The organism is Novosphingobium sp. GV079 (assembly GCF_003058045.1).
In the GTDB taxonomy this organism is placed as follows: Bacteria; Pseudomonadota; Alphaproteobacteria; order Sphingomonadales; family Sphingomonadaceae; genus Novosphingobium; species Novosphingobium capsulatum.
In genome coordinates, this window is sequence record NZ_QBUE01000020.1 from 45,885 (window position 1) to 63,916 (window position 18,032).

The following is an 18,032-nucleotide window of genomic DNA, read 5'->3' on the forward strand; positions in this document are numbered from 1 at the left end:
GCATGGCTGAAGATATCATTGCCCAGCTGCTGGCGCGAAATGCCCAGCAGGCGGCGATTACTGCCCAAAACTCGGCGACTGAAAAGGCGGGGGAGGCTGCGGGATCGGCTTCGGCGGCGGCGGGAAGCGCGGCGGCGGCAAGTGGTTCAGCTTCCGCCGCAGCTGGGTTCGCTGGCAACGCGTCCGGATCGGCCGCCGCTGCTTCGGGGAGTGCGACCACTGCCGGAACGGCGGCCGCAACTGCTACGACGCAAGCGGGTATCGCCACCGCCTCAGCCACCTCCGCCTCCATCTCCCAGCAGGCTGCCGCCGCATATGCTGGTTCGGCCGGCGTGCTCAATGCGTATCTGGCGCCCGGCGGCGCTGTGCCCTTCACGGTCAGCGGCATCGCGCTCGGCACGGCAGGCAGCGGCGCGACGGTCAGCGGCGAGTTCGACTTGATCGTGACAGGCGGCCCGCTTGGCCATCAGGCAAAAATCACCGTATCGGGCGGGGCGATTACCAGCGCGCGGATTGTGCGTGGCGGTCTCTCGACCAGCAACACGGCGCCGACCTATACCCTGCCCGCCATCGCTGGCCTGACCGGTGCAACGGCCCCCGCCGCGACGGTTTCGGCGCTGGGCAATGGCGCGACATTCGAAGCGCTGTCGAGCGACAATCAGCGCGCGTTGCTCTGGCAGGTGTCTGGCGGTGTGCTGGCGCCGGTCAATGATGGGTCTGGGGCGCAGGTTTCGCAGTATTTCAAGTCTGGCGTGGATGCTTCAATCTCCGCGCTGGGCATCCTGAAAAAGATCGGCGGTGCGGAAATCTCCGGTGTCTACGCCGACAAGACCCGCTGGCTTCGCATTACTCCGACGCAGTTCCTGCACCCGGTTATCGACGCCTTGAATACGGCTGTCGCGTCGCTTCAGTCTTCTATTTCCAGCTTTATCGGCGCGGCACAGCGGCTTTCCAGCAAGGTAGGTACAAACGAAGTATCGTTCTACTTTACCGGCGACAAAACCCGGTGGCTGCGGATAACCCCAACCAAGTTCCAACACCCGGTGATCGACAGCCTTAGCACGCAGGTCACCAACCTTGTGAATAATGGCGCCGGTGCCAGCTATATGGTGCGCGATCCCAAGTGGGATAGCATCCAGATCATTGGTGAAGTTGTCCACTTCGAGGGCTATGGGCAGAGCCTTGCACAGGGTTACCCCGGCGCTCTTTACGATACTGGTTCACTGGCATCGGCGCTGATGTTCAGCGGCGGCGTTCGCCCCGATGACCTGTCGGTTGATCCGGCGGTCATTTATGCCAGCTTGGTAGCACTACAAGAGCGCTACCTGACAGGTGGGATGGCAGACCCATCGGCCAATGACTCTGGCTCGGTGGGTGAGACGCCAATGTATGGCGCAATGCAAATGCTTGCGCAGTTGATGGTAAGCGACGCTGGCACTGATCCGACCACGAACGGACAAAAGTTCATGGCTTCGGTCTCAGCACGAGGTGGCGCACCTGCCGCGCAGTTGACCAAAGCAAGCGGCGTTCGCTACCCACGCCTGCTTGCGAATATTCAAAACGGCCCGCTTGCGGCTGCTGCTATTGGCAAGAGTTACGCGTCTGCTGGCCTGTTCTACACCCAAGGTGAGGCAGACAGTTCCGCCAAAACCGCTCCGGCGACTTGGACAAGCACGGTCCTTGGCATTCAGGCATCGGTCCAATCGGACTGGCAGGCTGCGACAGGGAATGCGCGGCCCGTTCCTATGTTTGTCAATCAAAGTAGCAGCGTCGCCGGTTATTACGCTGGCGCTCAGCCTGATATCCCGATCGCGCAATTGCAGATGGCACTCAGCAACGACTACGTTTGCCATGTCGGGCCTTCTTGGTTCATGCCTTATCGCAACAGCGATATTCACATGGTGCCGCAAGGATATAAGTGGCTTGGGGCGTATTACGGTTGGGCAGCTTATCAATGGCTTTATAAGGGATATAAGCCCGTCCCACTGCGCCCGGTGATCCGCGCTGAGGGTAGCCGGATTATTGCCCGCTACCCGGTATTGGCCGGCCGCAAGCTGGTCATCGACACGTCCTATCTCGAACTGATGCCAAATTTCGGCATGCGAGCTTTCAACGCTGCCGGGGTAGAAAAGACGCTGAGCAACCCACGGGTTGTCGGGCGCGATTGCATTGTATGGGACGCTAGCGAGACCCCAGCTGACCAGTGGTATTTCGGCTATGCCTGGAGTGCCCAGACTGCGACGAACAAGACGACGCTGTTTGGCGGCAACGTCCGCGACGACAATCCACTAATCTTCGACCCGAACGGCCTAAATGTGCCCATGTACCGATGGGCGCCGACCGACAAAATCACCCTCACCGCTTAAGGACTTCACGCCATGACCATGTTTGGCATCTCTTTTCCTGGCTCCGGCGGTGCGTATGGCACGTTTGAAACACTGCCGTCTTTTGGCGAACTCGGCTATGGTGCGCACATCTTCGGATCGACATTCACGTCGACACCATCAGCAAACCTATTTGATGCATCGACCGCAGGCGTCGCGTCTCTTTACGGCACTACCGGGACCCTCGGCGTTTCACCCACTGGCGCTAGCTTCACGGGCGTTATCGCCAGTGGTGTTCTGACCGTATCGGGATACACCACGGGCGCGCCGATCGGGATTGGCAGCGTCGTCTATGACAGCAACAACGTTCAGAAGGGCGTTGTATCCTCGCTGGGCACTGGCACGGGTGGAAACGGCACATACAACCTAGCTACGGGTTGGGTAGCCGTCACTTCTCAGACAATGGCCTCCGCAAATAACGCGGTTGATTTGCCCGGCTATAGTGGCCTGATCTACAATGGCGCCGCCTTCACCGCCGATATCACCAGCGGCGTGATGACTGTGGCGACGTTTCCGAATGGCGGCACAGGGACCCCCTTGGCTGTGGGCGACACGATCCGCACAGCCGCTGGCGTTGTGGTGGGTGTCATCGCGTCTTTGGGCACAGGGACCGGCGGCACTGGCACGTACAACCTTGCAGCCGGGTGGGTCACGGTCGCATCGGGAACGACGCTGTATCGCGGCACGGCAAACGCGGTTGGCGGCTTCACTAGCATCGCTATTGTCCAAGGCACTGCGGGCGGCGTCGTAAGCGACTATGTCGCGACCGCTGGTGCCTCCATGGCTATGGTGTTGAATGGCGGTGGGAGCAACATGCTGTCTGTCGTGCGCGGCGCCACCACGGTCAACAGCGGTGTGGCGCAGCGTTCCGATGCTGCGACTGCGTGGACCATGTATGTGGCGCAATTTACCGCCACCACCGTTCAGGCAATGACGTGGCGGACAGTCGGCGGCTTGGTCCAGGCAAGCGCAACTGCATTGCCGACTTCGGGCGCAGTCGGCTCGACAACCAACAAACTGCAAATCGGGCGTCCCTACGGCACCCCAAACAGCACGGTCATGGGCGTGGCTACCTACAAAGGCGCGCTTTCCACGACGCAGATCAATGCTGTTGGCGCTGCGTTCTCCGCCATTTTGGCCGACGCTGGCCAGACCCTCTAACCCCTCACCCAAGGAGAACTGACCATGCCCGCCAAGTCCATCGCCCGCCTCGCCGAAATCGGCCGCCGCAAGGTCGCGTTGACCGACCAACTCGCCAAGCTGCACGCCGAGGAATGCACCCTGCTGACCGACCTGCTCGCCAAACATGGCCCGTCCGCCGGGGTTGACGAAGCGACGGTCACCGCCGCCAGCCAGCCCAAGACGCAGTAAGGGGCCCGGACATGGAAACCATCATCGTCTACGCCGTGCACGCCGCATTGTGGGCGATGGCGGCCCGGCGCGTTGGCATCCGCCCGGTCACGATCATTCTGTCCGCCTCCACAGTGGCATCATGGGCTGTCGGCGCGATCTATTCGGGCAACGACCAGATCGTCATGATGATGATGCTCGATCTCTGCACCATCTTGGCATTGCGAGCGACGGGTCATGGCGCGCGCGACCGCATGGTTGCCGCCGTATCGCTGGGCCTGATTGCCTGGCGCTGTGTTCGGCTCGCGGATCATGGCCAATATATCGATTATTGGACCTATGCGGCGGCCATAAATCTCGCCAGCGCTTTGCAATTCTTGATTGGCGGGGGCGTGGTCGATGTCGTCGGACGTGGCATTGATGATTGGGCTGGCCGCGTATCTGATCGGTTCCAGCGCGCTCTACGCATGGTGGCGTGCTGATGGTCGCGCCGCCCGAAAGCGTCGGAATCGGCGCTGATACCGCGCAGATGCTGGGTGGCGGCGTGTTTGGTGCCGCTGCCCGTGAGTATCTGCGCCCCGCCACGCTGTGGAAGCAACGCATCCTGGCCACCGGTCTCTGCATTGGCGGATCGTATTTGTTCGGTGGCTTCGTGCAGAAGCTGGTGCACGGCGTCACCAGTGCGGACATTCCGCCCACGGTTGCCGGCTCGATCGCTGGCCTGGCCTGTATCGGCGTCTCCGAAGGCATCTTGGCCGCCGCTGACCGGCTCGACCTCACACTGTGGTCGCCCTTCACGCGTCATCCCGCGCCCGCTGTCGTTTCGCCGCCGGTCACCCCAACACCTGTCCCGCCCATCGTCGCGCCTACTGTGCCGGCGCCACCGGAGCATCACCCATGATCGACATCGCAAAATTCATCGCCGGCTACATCAAGGACCACGAAGGCGGTCTGTCGATGGACCCGGCTGACAATGGCAACTGGTTTGATCCCGTCAGCTATGCGGCGAATATCCCGCAACAGCGCAACGTCGGCAAACTGATCGGCTCTAAATTCGGCGTGACCGGCTATGCTCTGGCGCAGTATCGCAAGGTGGGCGTCGTCACCCGGGCAGACATTGCGAACCTGACCATGGACGAGGCCGTCGCGATCGGCGTGCGCCTCTATTACAAGGTGCCGGGATTCGACAAGCTGCTGGTCAACCGCGTCACGCTCTCGATCATCGACATGGCGTGGGGTGCGGGCCCCGATCGCGCGATCAAGCTGATGCAGAAGATGGTCGGCACTGTCGTGGACGGCAATCTCGGCCCGGCCACGGCGCGGGCCTATGCGGCATGGTATAATGGCCTCGGTGAAGCGAAGGCCGCGCAGGCATGGGCCAACGTGCGCAATGCCTTCTACCAGCGCATTGCCAGCAACGAGCCGAACGATCCCGACCGCCGATTCCTGAATGGCTGGATCAACCGCAGCAACAGCTTTCTGCCGGGCACTGTCTGGTGGGGGGCTTGGGCATGATCAACGACCACGACCAGCTTATTGCCTACCTCGCCACCTTGGCGACGTTAGTGATCATCTTCGTCTCGGCGCTCATCGCTGCTGGCCATCACGTCACCGTGACCGAGGCATTCGGCATGGGCACGATCACTGGCGGTCTGATCGGCCTCCTGCGCGCACCATCGAGCCGCACTGTCCGCGTTGACAATCCGCCATCACAGCCTGTGCCGACTGAGGAGGCCAAGCCATGATTATCCCGCTCGACCTTCCCGCGCTCAGCCCGGCCGCTTTGGCGCTGTCAGTCCTGCGCAAGTTCTGGCGGCCAATCGTCGTCGGCGCAGCGGCGCTGCTGCTGATCCTCTACGCCCGCCACGAACACGCCCTGGCCGAAAAGCGCGGCGTTGAAATTGCCCTGTGGCGCGATGCAGAGCACAACTGGCGCCGGGCCTATACAGTCCAGCGCAACAGCTTCGACGTGCTGCACCAGGCGCTGGGCATGCAGAATGCCAAGGTGGCCGCGCTCAAGGCTGACAGCGACGCGCGGGTGCAGGCTGGCAAGGATGCGAACGCCGCAATCGCGCCGGCTGTGAAGTCGCTCACCGATGCTGCCGCCAAGATTCGCGCTGTGCCGCAGACCTCGGCCACGGGTTGCCATACCAACGACGCCGTAATGGCTTTCAAGGATCAGATCTGATGCGAACTTGTAAGAGCGGCTTACAGGTTGCCGCGTGCCTCGCCCTTGCTGGCTGCGGCTCTGTCACCACACCACCGCCTGCCATTGAAGCCCGCGTGGAAACCGTCAACGTGCCCGTAGCTGTCGCCTGCGTGGATAAGGCCGATATCCCGACTGTGCCTGCCAAGATCGGCGGCCAGCTTGACGGCGATGCGGTGCATGACAGCGGCATCCTGGGATCAGCGCTGGCTGATATGCGGGCCGTGGCGCTTAAGGCTGTGGCGTTGCTGCGAGGCTGTGCGAAATGAACTTGTGCAGGAATTGCACAGGTTGGATCATTCCGCGCACGTCCTCGGAATGATCTGGTAGTTGTCTCGCCGCATCAATCAACTGGCCGGTCGTCAACTCGGGATAGCCCGGCGCCCACCAGAGGCCAAGAATATCGGCCGGAACCGCGCCAATCTTTGCCGCCGCTTGCTCAATCGGGTTTTGCATGTCGTCCTCGTGGCGCTTTTGCGGGGTATGCGAGGTAGGGCGGCAAAGCAGAACGTGTCGCGTGCCTGCCTTACCGCCCTAGGATGAGTTCGAACGTGCGAACCTCTCCTCTGCCGGCGCAGCATAGCACATTCCCCGCGCGGGGAAATCTCTCAACTTCACATCCGCGCATTTTTGGCCGACGCGTGGATGGCGCGCCGGCCAAGGTCACCTCACTTGGGGCATTTCGTGAACTTGCCCTTCGCGTCACGGCACGCCTTCTTTGGAGCCGGCTTGGCGGCAGGTGCCGGACACTTCACGAACTTGCCCTTGGCATCCTTACAGGGCGCGGCCTGGGCCACCATCGGCGTCGCAGTCATCGCCATCGCAGCGGCCAGAGCAATTGCAAGCTTGCGCATCAGACTCTCCTCTAACGCCCCCCGCATCGTGATTACCGCCAAAATGGCAGGATCGCGAGGGGGTAAGTGTCAAGGATCGTCAATCCGTTTCGGTGATGCGTCCGCGCCCGAGATAAAGCGGACCTTTCTGCACTGGTCGCGGCACCGGGCATAAGGCATTCTACCTACATGCCCAGCACCCTCGCCATCGCCGCCCTGGCCGCGCTCATGCCCTGTCCTCACCCGGTCGTTCATGACGGCGACACTATCCGGTGCGGCGTCGAGCGGGTGCGCTTGGTTAACATCGACGCGCCGGAACTGGCTGGCTCGGAAAGATGCAGCCCGAAGTCGCGCCGCCGGCTGGCGAGGAGCCGCAACCCCGCCTGGTGCGATTATGGCTTGGGCAAGCGCTCACGCGATGCTTTGGCAGCGCTAGTCTATCACGGGATCACCACGATTCAACCGGTCGGCCGGGATCGGTATGGGCGTTTGCTGGCGCGGGTGATGGTCAATGGCCAGGATGCCGGGGCTTATCTGATCGCGCGCGGCTTGGCACGGCGCTGGAATTAGCGCCGCCAGAGGACTGCCCTGGCGGCGCACGTTGAACTTACCGCGAGCGCCAGTGCGCGCGCACAAACTCCTCGCGCCCGAAGCGGACACGCAGGTATGACCGGATGCGAACCATTCGCACCTCCTATCAACTAGGGTTGAGTCCGGAGGGCAATCGTGCGACGCTCTACTTGCGAAGGGAGAGATCGCGACGGCTAGCCGTCCGGACTTTTCAGGAAGGGGTCGCTCTTTACCGGGCGGCCCTTTTTTGATTCCGGCAATTCCCCGGATCCTCACGGTCTTCTCAATTGCCCTCCATTATGGCGAACAGGCTTGCACCGTTTCCAGGGGAAGCGACGTTTTGCCTAGGATTCGATGGTAAATGAGCGCCTCATCGGCTGAGCCCACTAGTGGCGAAAAAGCGTCGAGAGGCAAGCGCAACATGCCCTCAAGATTTAAGCGTTTGTCGCAACGACGATTCGCTTCGTCGCTCGTCCAAGCTTGTGCGGCGCAGCGAATCGTTGAAAAATATAGTTGTCAATTACAAAAACGCACCAGTTAAGTTTTTTCGAAGGCTGTTAAAAGTGAAGTGCCATTGCACCAGTCCAGAGGTCTTCAACGACCGCCATCCCTCCAGCGCACCGGTGTTGCATCCACAATGACATCAGCGGCAGGCCAGGGCCGATCAAACTGCGCCAGCCCATCCGCCGGTCCGCTGAGCCATGTGGGCCAATCCTCGGGCGCCAAAATCACCGGCGACCGGTCATGAACGTGCGCAAGTTCAGGGGCATTGTCGGTCATGACGCCGGTATAGACCGGTCCCCATTCCTCGCTATCGCGCCATAGGCCCGCCCAGGCGAAAACCGGCATTGAGCGGATCGACAGCCACGTCGTGGTCATCTCACCCGACGGGCCCACGGCCTCGGCATAGGCCATAGCAGGGATGAGGCAGCGATGCTCCGGCCCGGTCCAGCGTTTCCAGAACCCGCCCAGCTTGTCCATGCGCGCATTGTTGACCGGCTTGGGCTTAAGAGGCTGGCCGCGCCGGCCGGTCAGCACGACGGGAAAGCCCCACGTCATTTGGTCCAGCACCAGCGCGCCATCGACCTGGCGCACCACCCAGCCCGGATCCTTGGGATGCACGATCGCGGGGCCGTCGTTGGTCTCACGCCACATCTTCGCGCCGAAATGCTGGCGGATGGTTTCGCGCTCGCCTGGCCTATACCTGTTGCACATCAGCCAAGGCTGCGCGCGGCCGGTGTCGGGGTCAAGCATCTCGTCATACCAGCGGCGCTCTCGATGCCGTTGCGGTGGCCCAAAGCCGCACGGCAGGCCCAACTGCTGATGGCAAAAATCAACGAAACGCGCCGCTACGTCTGCTCGACTGCGCCATTCGACATGTGGATTGTACGCGTCTCGGATGGGGCTGCCGATCGCCTCGACAAATTGGCGCACATGCCAATCCTTGATCACGCCGCTGATCATCAGCCATCGCAGCGCCAGCCTGATGCCCCATGTGACGTCGACAATTTGCTCCTGCGCCTCAGCCGCCGCCTCGCTCACCGTCTCAAGCGCGAGGCGGGTCAGACGGTCGTGGTCGGGCGGTGCGATTCGCATGCCCGAAACCAGAACAGAAAAAGAACAAAGTGGTCAAGGCGCGCTATCTGCGCCGCCGCCCTGGCAACAAATCAGACGCTGGCGCCATTCCCTCCATCAGCAGATCAGCCCACTCGATTGCGATCGCCCGGCGCCGCGGCATGAACTGCGCCCGGTTGTAGGCGCTCTCCACCTTGTTGGCTGGCATGTGCGCCAGCATGAGGTCGATCACCGCGCGATCGTCGGCAATCCCCGCCTCCTTCGCCCGCTCGTTCATGATCGTGGAAAACGCAGCGCGCCAGCCATGAGGGACGTGCTTTCGATGCCACCCTGCCCGGTTGTAGAGGTAGCCTATCCCGTTTTCCGAAAGCGGGATGTGTGCATGGCGCTGCCCCGGGAACACCAGCGCGCCCCGGCCGGATAGGACACGGGCCGCGCGCAGCACATCTACGGCCTGGGGCGCCAGGGGCACGATGTGATCGAACTCGGCCTCGTCCTTGCGCTCTGCCGACAGCTTCATCTGCTCTGCGGGAATATGCCAGATCGCATCTGGCGCTGCATCGTCGCTGTCCCAGTCGATGCCCCTCATGTCGGCCCATTCCGCGCGGCGCACCGTGCCCGGCCGCTGGGCGGTCAACGCCAGAAAGCGCGAGGCCAGCAGGGTGACCGGATAGGCTCCACTTGCCTCGGTCACCGTCAGCAGCTTACGAAGCTCGGTCAAGTCCACCACCGCCGGCTGCTTCTTGGCCTTCTTCTTCGGCAGCAGCGCATGCTCGAGCATCGCCGCCGGGTTATCCTTGGCCAGGTGCTGCGAAATCGCCAGAACGAACACGCCACTGATGCGCTGCCGCAGCCGCTTGGCCGTCTCGATAGATCCGCGCCGCTCCACCTTGCGCAGCACGTCAAGAACGTCGCCAGCGGTTATGTCCGCGATCGGCATCGGCCCCAATTTCGGAAACACGTCGCGCTCAAGCGAATGGATCACATCGTTCTGGTGCACGGGCACCCAGCGATCCTTGTTGAGGCCGTGCCATTCCCGCGCCACGGATTCGAAGGTATGCGCCACCTTCGCTTTCTCTGCCTGGGCAGCTTGGCGCTTCTCCTGCATCGGGTCGATCCCGGTGGCGATCTTCTTGCGCGCCTCGTCCCGCAGTTCTCGCGCCGTGGCCAGGCTGATATCTGGATAGCTGCCAAGTGCGAGCAGCTTCTCCTTGCCGGCAATGCGGTATTTCAGCCGCCACAGCTTTCCGCCGGTCGGGCGCACCAGCAGGTAAAGCCCCTTCTCGTCGGCCAGCTTGTAATCCTTATCGGCCAGCGCAGCCTTGCGGATTTTCGTGTCGTTCAGCACCACAATACCCCCGCCTGGGGGTATAGAGCGCCCGTTGCCGCGCCCTTACCCCCATACATACCCCCGCGCGGCGCGCCTTTTGGTGACAGCCAATGACAGCCCATGACAGGCGCGAATCGCTGAAAACGCGGCGGCGGGTGGCGCCTTATGGATGCTGATGGGTGCTGGTGAAAGGGGCACGTGGCGGAGAGGGTGGGATTCGAACCCACGGTACGGTTGCCCGTACACCGCATTTCGAGTGCGGCGCATTCGACCACTCTGCCACCTCTCCATGAAGTGCCGTGCGTCAGGCGGCGTGTGCCGCCCCGGTCGAGGACCGCGCCACTAGCGTAGGATTCGGGGCTTGCCAAGCGGAAAGAGGAGTTATCCCCAGCCTGATATTCCCCAAAAGCCTCGCTTGTTTCGCAAGTGCCGCAAACCTATATTCGCTCCATGTCCATCCATGTCGAAAATACGAGCTACTTTTCTCCCCAGGCCGGCCGTCAGATTTCCGTACCGGCCGTGAGCGAGGCGCTCTTTGCGATCGGTGACGTGGTGCGCCATCGCCTGTTCGGGTTTCGCGGCGTGGTGTTCGATATCGATCCGGTCTTCGCCAATAGCGAGGAATGGTATGAATCCATTCCCGAAGACATGCGGCCCCTGCGCGAGCAGCCGTTTTATCACCTCCTCGCCGAGAACGATGAAAGCAGCTACGTCGCCTATGTCAGCCAGCAGAACCTGGCCGCCGATGCCGAAGCCGGGCCGGTAGACCATCCGTCGCTGCGCGAGATGTTTGACGGGTTTGCCGACGGGCGCTATCGCCTGCGGCGCAGCCTGTCGCACTGACCGGCCGAAACAAACGAAAAAGGCGCCGTTTCCCCGGGGAAGCGGCGCCTTTTTAGCATATGTGAAACCTTCAGGCTTTCAGCTTCCAGCCCGTGCGCAGCAGGGCATAGAGGCCAAGGCCGAGGACCAGATTGAGCACGCCCAAACCGATCGCGCCATGCAGCACGGCCATGTTGCTGCTGCCGATATCGCTTTGCCCCAGAAAGCCATAGCGGAAGCCCGAGATCACGTAGAAGATCGGGTTCATCCGGCTGACCGTCTGGAACGCCGGCACCAGGCGATCGATCACATAGAACGTGCCCGACAGCATCGACATCGGCGTGATGATGAAGTTGGTTACAGCCGCGTTGTGATCGAACTTTTCCGCCCACAGCGAAGTTGCCACGCCGATCAGCGACAGCAGGATCGCGCCCATCAGGCCAAACCAGATGACGGCCCAGGGATGGCGCACTTCCAGCGACACGCCCGGCCAGAACATCATGGCGGCCGACACGGCAAGGCCGACCAGGATCGCGCGCGATACGGCAGCGCCCACCAGGGCGGCAAGCAGTTCGCCTTCGGAAACCGGCGGCATCAGGTAATCGATGATCGTGCCCTGGATCTTGCCCCCGAGCAGGCCGAAGCTGGCGTTGGCAAAGGCATTGTTGATCATGCCCATGGCGATGAGGCCCGGCGCCACGAAGCTGGCAAAGGGCACGCCCAGCACCACGCGGCCACCGCCGCCCAGCGCCAGGGTAAATATCATCAGATAAAGCAGCGTGGTTACCGCAGGTGCCCAGATCGTCTGGGTCTGCACCTTGAAGAAACGCCGCACCTCCTTCATATAGAGGGTCCAGAGCCCGACACTGTTGAAGCTGCGGAAAATCGGCTGTCCGGGCGGTGGAAAACCGGCTAGATGCCCGTAGGCATGACCGGCAGCGGTGCCCGCAAAGGCATCTGCCGGTTCAAGCGGTTTCGTTTCTCCGGTGGGGGACGGGAATTGGTTGGCCATAACCGGCGCGGTATCGCGCGCGGAGGCCGATGGCAAGATGATGAAAGGGCAAGGGACGCACCCCTTGGCCCATGCAAGGGTTTTCGAACGGATGAGCTGGACCGACGAGCGGATCGAGAAACTGACCAAGATGTGGGAAGGCGGCGCAACCGCCAGCCAGATCGCCGAAGAGCTTGGCGGGGTCAGCCGCAACGCCGTGATCGGCAAGGCCCATCGCCTGGGTCTGAAGGCGCGCCCTTCCCCGGTCAAGGCAAACGACAAGAGCGAGCCTGCGGCCGCCGCGCCCAAGCCGGCAAAGCCTGCAGCGCCGCCCGCGCCGCCGGTTGCCGAAGCGCGCCCGGCCGCACCCAAGCCGACGCCTGCGCCCGCCCCGGTTGAAGCACGCCCTGCGCCAGCGCCGCGCCCTGCGCCAGCCGCGCCCGTTGCCTCCCCTCCGCCGGCCGCCAGCGCTGCTCCGGCCGGCGACGCGGCGCCTGCGCCCGCAGCGCCAACGCCCCGTGTGGTTTCGGTTGGCCCAGGCGGCTTCCTGCGCCAGGGCCCCGGCGATCAGCAGGCACCGATCCCGCCTGCGCCGCCGCGTCGCCTGGTGCCGGCACGGCCCAGCCCGGAAATCGCCGACAAGACCAGCCTGCTCGATCTCAACGATCGCATCTGCCGCTGGCCGATGGGCCACCCGGGTGAACCTGACTTCCATTTCTGCGGTGAGAAGGTGAACCCTGGGTTCCCCTACTGCGTGGAACACTGCGGTCGCGCCTATCAGGCGCAGCTGCCGCGTGGCCACCGCCGCCCGCCCCCGCCGATGCCGTTTGGCGGGCCGCGCGTGCGCTGAACCATCCGTAATCCAGCCGGGCCTGACGCCCGGTTACCACGGTTCTACGCAAGGCCGCGACCCTTAACCGGGTTGCGGCCTTGTCGTTTTGCCGGCCATGGGGAAACACGATCACCGGCGGGCCGAGAGCCCATTTCAGCGCCTGTGGCACAGGCTTGGCCTGGCGGGAGACAATGCCGCAGCCGGCGATCTTGCCGAAACGGCCGAGGCGCTTGCCGGTCGGCGTGCCTTGCTGGCACGGCTTGCGGCGCTGCTGGTGGAGCACGACCTGCCAATCAGCCCGTTCACGCTGGTGATGGCGCATGATTGCGTCACCGGCGCAAACCCGCGCCTGGCCGAATTGCTGGTACAGCGCATCGCCGCCGGCCTGCCGATGGACCTTGCCTGGCTGGAACAGGCGCTACGCCATCCGGCGCAGGACATGGCCGCCGAACAACTCGTCACCCTGCTGTGCCACGTGCGCGAAAGCCTGACCGCGTTCGATCGCAGCACGCACGATGCCATGCAGGCCAGCGACGACTTTTCCGACAGTCTGCAAGGCCACCTGGCCGACATGGCACAGGCCGGCGCCGACGAGGCACTGGTGCGCAAGCTGGCCGATGCCGCCCGCGCCATGCTGGTCCAGGCAAGCCAGCTTCATGCCGAACTTGCCGCCAGCCGCAAGCGCAGCGCCGAATTGCAAAGCACGCTGGAGCAGGTGCAGCGCGTGGCGGACGAAGATCACTTGACCGGGCTGGCCAACCGCCGCGCGTTCGAGCGCCAGTTTGACCAGGCGCTGGATCTGGCGCGCCGCACGGCCGCGCCGCTGTGCCTGGCGGTGGTGGATATCGATCACTTCAAGCGCATCAACGATCGCCACGGCCATGCTGCCGGTGATCGCGTGCTCAAGGTGATTGCTGAAACCATCGCTACGCTGCGCGATTGCGAATGCTTTGTCGGCCGCATTGGCGGGGAGGAATTCGGCGTGCTGTTTCCCGGCCACAATCCCGGCCAGGCGTTGGCCCTGCTCGATGGCGCGCGGGCCCGGGTTGCCGAACGACGCATGATCAACCGCAGCACCGATCTGCCGTTCGGCCTGGTCACCATTTCCGGCGGCATTGTCGATGCCGTGGCCTGCGGCGACCTGGAAAGCGCGCTAAACGCCGCCGACGGCGCGCTCTATGCCGCCAAGCGCGCAGGCCGCAACCGCGTGATGCTAACCGACCGCGCGCAGCGGGCCGGGCAACGCGCCAGGCCCTGACGCAAGAAAGGCCCGCACCGTGTGGTGCGAGCCTTCCTTGTTGCCATCAGGCCGGAATGCCTCAGTCGTCAGACTTGAGGAACGCCGGCATGTGATCGGGAGCCGGGCCTTCGTCGCGGTCACGACGGGGGCGATCGCCACCTTCGCGACGCGGACCACGATCGCCATCGCGGCGCGGGCCACGATCGCTGCGCGGGCCACGACGGTCACCGCCGCGATCACCGCGGTCGCCACGATCACCGCGCGGTTCACGCGGTTCGCGCGCCGGGCGGGTGTCTTCCAGCGCTTCGCCGGTTTCCTGGTCCACCACGCGCATCGACAGGCGCACCTTGCCCCGGTTGTCGATCTCGAGGACCTTGACCTTGACTTCCTGGCCTTCCTTGACGACGTCGCCCGGCTTTTCCACGCGCTCGTTCTTCATTTCCGACACGTGGACGAGACCGTCCTTGCCACCCATGAAGTTCACGAAAGCACCGAAATCGACGATGTTGACGACCTTGCCGTTATAGACCTTGCCGACTTCCGGTTCTTCGACGATGCCGAGGATCCAGTTCTTGGCCGCTTCGATCTGCGAGAGATCGGACGACGAGATCTTGATCAGGCCCTCATCGTCGATGTCGACCTTGGCGCCGGTTTCCGCGACGATTTCGCGGATGACCTTGCCGCCGGTGCCGATCACTTCGCGGATCTTCGACTTGTCGATCTGGAGCGTCTCGATGCGCGGAGCATGGGCCGACAGCTCGTTACGAGCCGAACCCAGCGCCTTGGTCATTTCACCCAGAATGTGCGCGCGGCCTTCCTTGGCCTGGGCCAGGGCCTTGCGCATGATTTCCTCGGTGATCCCGGCGATCTTGATGTCCATCTGCAGCGAGGTGATGCCTTCGCTGGTGCCGGCCACCTTGAAGTCCATGTCGCCCAGGTGATCTTCATCACCCAGGATGTCGGACAGGACGGCAAAGTCCTTGCCTTCCAGGATCAGGCCCATGGCGATGCCCGAAACCGGGCGCGCGATGGGAACGCCAGCGTCCATCATCGACAAGCAGCCGCCGCACACCGTGGCCATCGACGAAGAGCCGTTGGATTCGGTAATGTCGGACAGCACGCGGATCGTGTAGGGGAACTCGTCCTTGGTAGGCAGCACCGGGTTGAGCGCGCGCCAGGCCAGCTTGCCATGGCCCACTTCGCGGCGACCGGGGGCGCCAAAGCGGCCCACTTCACCCACCGAATAGGGGGGGAAGTTGTAGTGCAGCATGAAGCGCTGATAGCTCAGGCCGTCGAGCCCGTCGATCATCTGCTCTGCATCCTTGGTGCCAAGGGTGGTGGTGCAGATGGCCTGGGTTTCGCCGCGGGTGAACAGCGACGAACCGTGGGTGCGCGGCAGGAATCCAACGATCGATTCGATCGGGCGAACCTGGGTGACGGTGCGGCCGTCGATACGCTGACCATCCTTGATGATGGCGCCGCGCACGATTTCGGCTTCCAGCTTCTTGAGCGTCTTGATCGCCACCATCTGCGTCTGCGGGGTTTCATCCGCAAACAGCGTCTTGGCCTTGGCGCGCACGTCGTTCAGGGCGTTCGAACGGGCCGACTTGTCGGTCAGCTTGTAAGCCGCCGCGATATCGGCGCCAACGCCCTTCTTGAGCTTGGCCTTGATGTCGGCGGTGTTGTCCGACAGGTCGATTTCCCAAGGATCCTTGGCGGCCTTTTCGGCCAGCTCGATGATCGCGCCGATCACCTTGCGGCTTTCGTTGTGGGCAAAGACCACCGCGCCGAGCATTTCGTCTTCGGTCAGTTCCTTGGCTTCCGATTCGACCATCATCACGGCAGCGTCGGTTGCGGCAACCACCAGGTCGAGGCGGCCAGAGGCAGCTTCGGACAGCGACGGGTTGAGCTGGTATTCGCCATCCTTGAAGCCGACGCGCGCAGCGCCGATCGGGCCCATGAACGGCACGCCCGAGATGGTCAGCGCGGCCGAGGCGGCAACCAGCGCGACGATATCGGGTTCGGTCTCGCCGTCATAGCTCATCACCTGGCAGATGACGTTGATTTCGTTGTAGAAACCTTCGGGGAACAGCGGGCGCACCGGACGGTCGATCAGGCGCGAGACCAGCGTTTCCTTTTCGGTGGCGCCGCGTTCACGCTTGAAGAAGCCACCGGGGATGCGGCCAGCTGCGGAAAACTTTTCCTGGTAGTGCACGGTCAGCGGGAAGAAGTCCTGGCCTTCCTTCACCGACTTGGCGGCAGTCACCGCGCAAAGCACAACGGTTTCGCCATAGGTAGCCAGCACGGCACCATCGGCTTGGCGCGCAATGCGGCCAGTTTCCAGAGTGAGGGTCTTTCCGCCCCACTCCAGCGATACGGTCTTGACGTCGAACATGAATATTCCTTCGCCCCACGGGCCCTATTGCCGGCGGGATTTGCTGCCGGGGTGCCGTCCCGGTCCGGTGTGGGGCTTGGCCCCGTGGTGCCTGCGCCGAATTGCGCGAGGCGCCTTTGCCTTACCATGGATTGCGCCAGCGCCGAATGCCTTTTGCATCGGATCGTGGCCAATCCAGGCCTGTCTGCCTTGATAGGCAGATCTACAAACAAAACGGTCGGCCGGGTGGCGGCCGCCGCCAGCCTCGCTGGCGGATCTATAAACAAAACGGCCCGCCGGGTGGCGGGCCGTCTGTGAACTTACTTACGCAGACCAAGCTTCTGGATCAGCGCGTTGTAGCGATCGACGTCCTTCTTCTTCAGGTAGTCGAGCAGCGAACGACGCTTGTTCACCATCTGCAGAAGGCCACGACGCGAATGGTTGTCCTTGTGGTGGCCCTTGAAGTGTTCGGTGAGGTTGACGATCCGCTCGGTGAGGATAGCCACCTGAACTTCGGGCGAACCGGTATCACCGGCGGCGCGCGCGTTGTCCTGGATGATTTCCTGCTTCTTTTCCGGGGTCACCGACATAAGTATTCACTCCGCGACATGCTCAAAGGTTGAAACCCCGTTCAACGCGCAAGGCGCCGCCTGCCAGCATGACCAGCGCGACCGGCTTGCCGCCGCACCGCGCCCACCATAGCCCGTCAGGAAAGGGCAACCCCGAAAGAACGCGGCCCTGGCGGACCGCCCCGGCCTGTTCGGGGTTGAGGTCAAGAGCCGGGATGTCGACCAGCCCTGCCTCCACAGGCAAGATTACGTTCTCAAGGGGTGCCCCTTGGCCCCAATCGTTCAATTTGTCCAGCGAAATCGCCTGTTCCAGGGTGAACGGGCCGGCCTTGAGGCGGCGCAGCATGGTAACATGGCCGCGCGTGCCAAGGGCCAGGGCGATGTCGCGCGCCAGGCTGCGGATATAGGTGCCCTTGGATACATCGGCCTCCAGCGTGGCACTGTCCAGCGCCGCGTCGCTGCCCTGGGTTTCCAGCACGCGCAGCGCATGGATGGTCACGTTGCGGGCAGCCAAGACCACGTCGTGCCCGGCGCGCGCCAGGTCATAGGCGCGCTCGCCATCCACCTTGAGCGCGGAATAGGCCGGCGGCACTTGAGCAATCGGCCCGGTAAAGGCCGCCAGCGCCGCATCGAGCGCGGCGCGGGTGGGCCGCACCGTGCTGTGGCCGATTACCGCCCCTTCCAGATCGAGCGTATCGGTCTCTGCGCCAAAGGCCACGGTAAAGGCGTAGGTCTTGCGCGCATCGAGCATGCGCCCGCACAGCTTGGTTGCCTCGCCCACGGCGATCGGCAGCACGCCAGTGGCCAGTGGATCGAGCGTGCCGCCATGGCCCACCTTGCACTTGCCAAGGCCGCGCGCGCGCAGGTTGCGCTTTACTGCCGCCACACCCTGGGTCGATCCCAGAGTCAGCGGCTTGTCGAGAATGATCCAGCCATCTGCCATGGTCGCGCGCCCT

The 18,032-nt window shown here is 63.3% G+C and carries 21 protein-coding genes and 1 tRNA gene; 12 read left to right on the forward strand and 10 right to left on the reverse strand.

The features are described from left to right. Positions 1-2: 2 nt before the first annotated feature. Genes C8K14_RS19605 through C8K14_RS19640 form a run of 8 tightly spaced genes read left to right on the forward strand, consistent with a single transcriptional unit; the run spans position 3 to position 5,922 of the window. Positions 3-2,366, forward strand: coding sequence for a hypothetical protein (locus tag C8K14_RS19605; protein ID WP_107718576.1), 2,364 nt, complete (start codon positions 3-5; stop codon positions 2,364-2,366). A gap of 12 nt (positions 2,367-2,378) precedes the next feature. Then, positions 2,379-3,545 carry a hypothetical protein gene (locus tag C8K14_RS22495; protein WP_133726892.1) on the forward strand — a complete coding sequence of 389 codons (1,167 nt, stop codon included), beginning with the start codon at positions 2,379-2,381 and terminating at the stop codon, positions 3,543-3,545. Between the two features lie 24 nt (positions 3,546-3,569). Next, a complete protein-coding gene (locus C8K14_RS19615; RefSeq protein ID WP_107718579.1) occupies positions 3,570-3,755 on the forward strand; it encodes a hypothetical protein in 186 nt (61 codons plus the stop codon). An 11-nt stretch (positions 3,756-3,766) separates the two neighbouring features. Then, positions 3,767-4,216 (forward strand): hypothetical protein, encoded by a 450-nt coding sequence (locus tag C8K14_RS19620; RefSeq protein WP_107718581.1) that lies wholly within the window; start codon positions 3,767-3,769, stop codon positions 4,214-4,216. Continuing rightward, entirely contained in the window at positions 4,216-4,635 is a 420-nt protein-coding gene (locus tag C8K14_RS19625; protein ID WP_133726893.1) for a hypothetical protein, read from the forward strand. The genes C8K14_RS19620 and C8K14_RS19625 overlap by 1 nt, the downstream gene beginning before the upstream one ends. Beyond that, the gene (locus C8K14_RS19630) at positions 4,632-5,249 is read left to right on the forward strand and encodes a glycosyl hydrolase 108 family protein (protein ID WP_107718585.1); all 618 of its coding nucleotides are present in this window, start codon (positions 4,632-4,634) and stop codon (positions 5,247-5,249) included. Before C8K14_RS19625 ends, C8K14_RS19630 begins: the two co-directional genes overlap by 4 nt. Beyond that, positions 5,246-5,479, forward strand: a complete 234-nt coding sequence (locus tag C8K14_RS19635) for a hypothetical protein (protein WP_107718587.1) — start codon at positions 5,246-5,248, stop codon at positions 5,477-5,479. Before C8K14_RS19630 ends, C8K14_RS19635 begins: the two co-directional genes overlap by 4 nt. Continuing rightward, positions 5,476-5,922 (forward strand): hypothetical protein, encoded by a 447-nt coding sequence (locus C8K14_RS19640; protein WP_107718589.1) that lies wholly within the window; start codon positions 5,476-5,478, stop codon positions 5,920-5,922. Before C8K14_RS19635 ends, C8K14_RS19640 begins: the two co-directional genes overlap by 4 nt. Positions 5,923-5,942: 20 nt before the next feature. Here C8K14_RS19640 and C8K14_RS22500 read toward each other — a convergent pair whose 3' ends face one another. From C8K14_RS22500 to C8K14_RS19650, 3 genes are all read right to left on the reverse strand, one after another. After that, complete coding sequence (locus C8K14_RS22500; RefSeq protein ID WP_133726894.1) at positions 5,943-6,122, reverse strand: hypothetical protein; 180 nt, start codon at positions 6,120-6,122, stop codon at positions 5,943-5,945. A gap of 49 nt (positions 6,123-6,171) precedes the next feature. Then, positions 6,172-6,396 (reverse strand): hypothetical protein, encoded by a 225-nt coding sequence (locus C8K14_RS22505; RefSeq protein WP_133726895.1) that lies wholly within the window; start codon positions 6,394-6,396, stop codon positions 6,172-6,174. Between the two features lie 212 nt (positions 6,397-6,608). Continuing rightward, positions 6,609-6,794 carry a hypothetical protein gene (locus C8K14_RS19650; RefSeq protein ID WP_107718639.1) on the reverse strand — a complete coding sequence of 62 codons (186 nt, stop codon included), beginning with the start codon at positions 6,792-6,794 and terminating at the stop codon, positions 6,609-6,611. 168 nt (positions 6,795-6,962) lie between these two features. On the opposite strand from C8K14_RS19650, the gene C8K14_RS19655 reads away from it, so the two are divergent. Next, positions 6,963-7,343 (forward strand): thermonuclease family protein, encoded by a 381-nt coding sequence (locus tag C8K14_RS19655; RefSeq protein WP_107718592.1) that lies wholly within the window; start codon positions 6,963-6,965, stop codon positions 7,341-7,343. 594 nt (positions 7,344-7,937) lie between these two features. On the opposite strand, the gene C8K14_RS23075 is transcribed toward C8K14_RS19655, so the two are convergent. The 3 genes from C8K14_RS23075 to C8K14_RS19670 form a co-directional block, all read right to left on the reverse strand. After that, on the reverse strand, positions 7,938-8,939 hold the full coding sequence (locus C8K14_RS23075; RefSeq protein WP_233251156.1) for an SOS response-associated peptidase family protein: 1,002 nt from the start codon (positions 8,937-8,939) through the stop codon (positions 7,938-7,940). A 43-nt stretch (positions 8,940-8,982) separates the two neighbouring features. Next, a complete protein-coding gene (locus tag C8K14_RS19665; RefSeq protein WP_107718594.1) occupies positions 8,983-10,266 on the reverse strand; it encodes an integrase arm-type DNA-binding domain-containing protein in 1,284 nt (427 codons plus the stop codon). 181 nt (positions 10,267-10,447) lie between these two features. After that, positions 10,448-10,537, reverse strand: a tRNA-Ser gene (locus tag C8K14_RS19670). Positions 10,538-10,698: 161 nt separating this feature from the next. On the opposite strand from C8K14_RS19670, the gene hspQ reads away from it, so the two are divergent. Next, positions 10,699-11,091 (forward strand): heat shock protein HspQ, encoded by a 393-nt coding sequence (hspQ, locus tag C8K14_RS19675; RefSeq protein WP_022677885.1) that lies wholly within the window; start codon positions 10,699-10,701, stop codon positions 11,089-11,091. A 70-nt stretch (positions 11,092-11,161) separates the two neighbouring features. Here hspQ and C8K14_RS19680 read toward each other — a convergent pair whose 3' ends face one another. Continuing rightward, positions 11,162-11,956, reverse strand: a complete 795-nt coding sequence (locus C8K14_RS19680) for an ABC transporter permease (protein ID WP_369974068.1) — start codon at positions 11,954-11,956, stop codon at positions 11,162-11,164. 217 nt (positions 11,957-12,173) lie between these two features. Here C8K14_RS19680 and C8K14_RS19685 point away from each other — a divergent pair, with 217 nt between their 5' ends. Together C8K14_RS19685 and C8K14_RS19690 are read left to right on the forward strand one after the other, a co-directional pair. After that, positions 12,174-12,911, forward strand: coding sequence for a GcrA family cell cycle regulator (locus C8K14_RS19685; RefSeq protein WP_107718598.1), 738 nt, complete (start codon positions 12,174-12,176; stop codon positions 12,909-12,911). Positions 12,912-13,008: 97 nt separating this feature from the next. After that, a complete protein-coding gene (locus C8K14_RS19690) occupies positions 13,009-14,151 on the forward strand; it encodes a diguanylate cyclase (RefSeq protein WP_107718600.1) in 1,143 nt (380 codons plus the stop codon). A gap of 61 nt (positions 14,152-14,212) precedes the next feature. Here the strand turns inward: C8K14_RS19690 and pnp are convergent, their stop codons facing one another. From pnp to truB, 3 genes are all read right to left on the reverse strand, one after another. Next, positions 14,213-16,528 (reverse strand): polyribonucleotide nucleotidyltransferase, encoded by a 2,316-nt coding sequence (gene pnp / locus C8K14_RS19695; RefSeq protein ID WP_054131217.1) that lies wholly within the window; start codon positions 16,526-16,528, stop codon positions 14,213-14,215. Positions 16,529-16,827: 299 nt separating this feature from the next. After that, positions 16,828-17,097 (reverse strand): 30S ribosomal protein S15, encoded by a 270-nt coding sequence (gene rpsO, locus C8K14_RS19700; RefSeq protein WP_022677134.1) that lies wholly within the window; start codon positions 17,095-17,097, stop codon positions 16,828-16,830. A 22-nt stretch (positions 17,098-17,119) separates the two neighbouring features. Further along, positions 17,120-18,019: a tRNA pseudouridine(55) synthase TruB gene (gene truB / locus C8K14_RS19705; RefSeq protein WP_107718602.1), complete on the reverse strand. Its 900-nt coding sequence runs from the start codon at positions 18,017-18,019 to the stop codon at positions 17,120-17,122. Positions 18,020-18,032 lie beyond the last annotated feature (13 nt).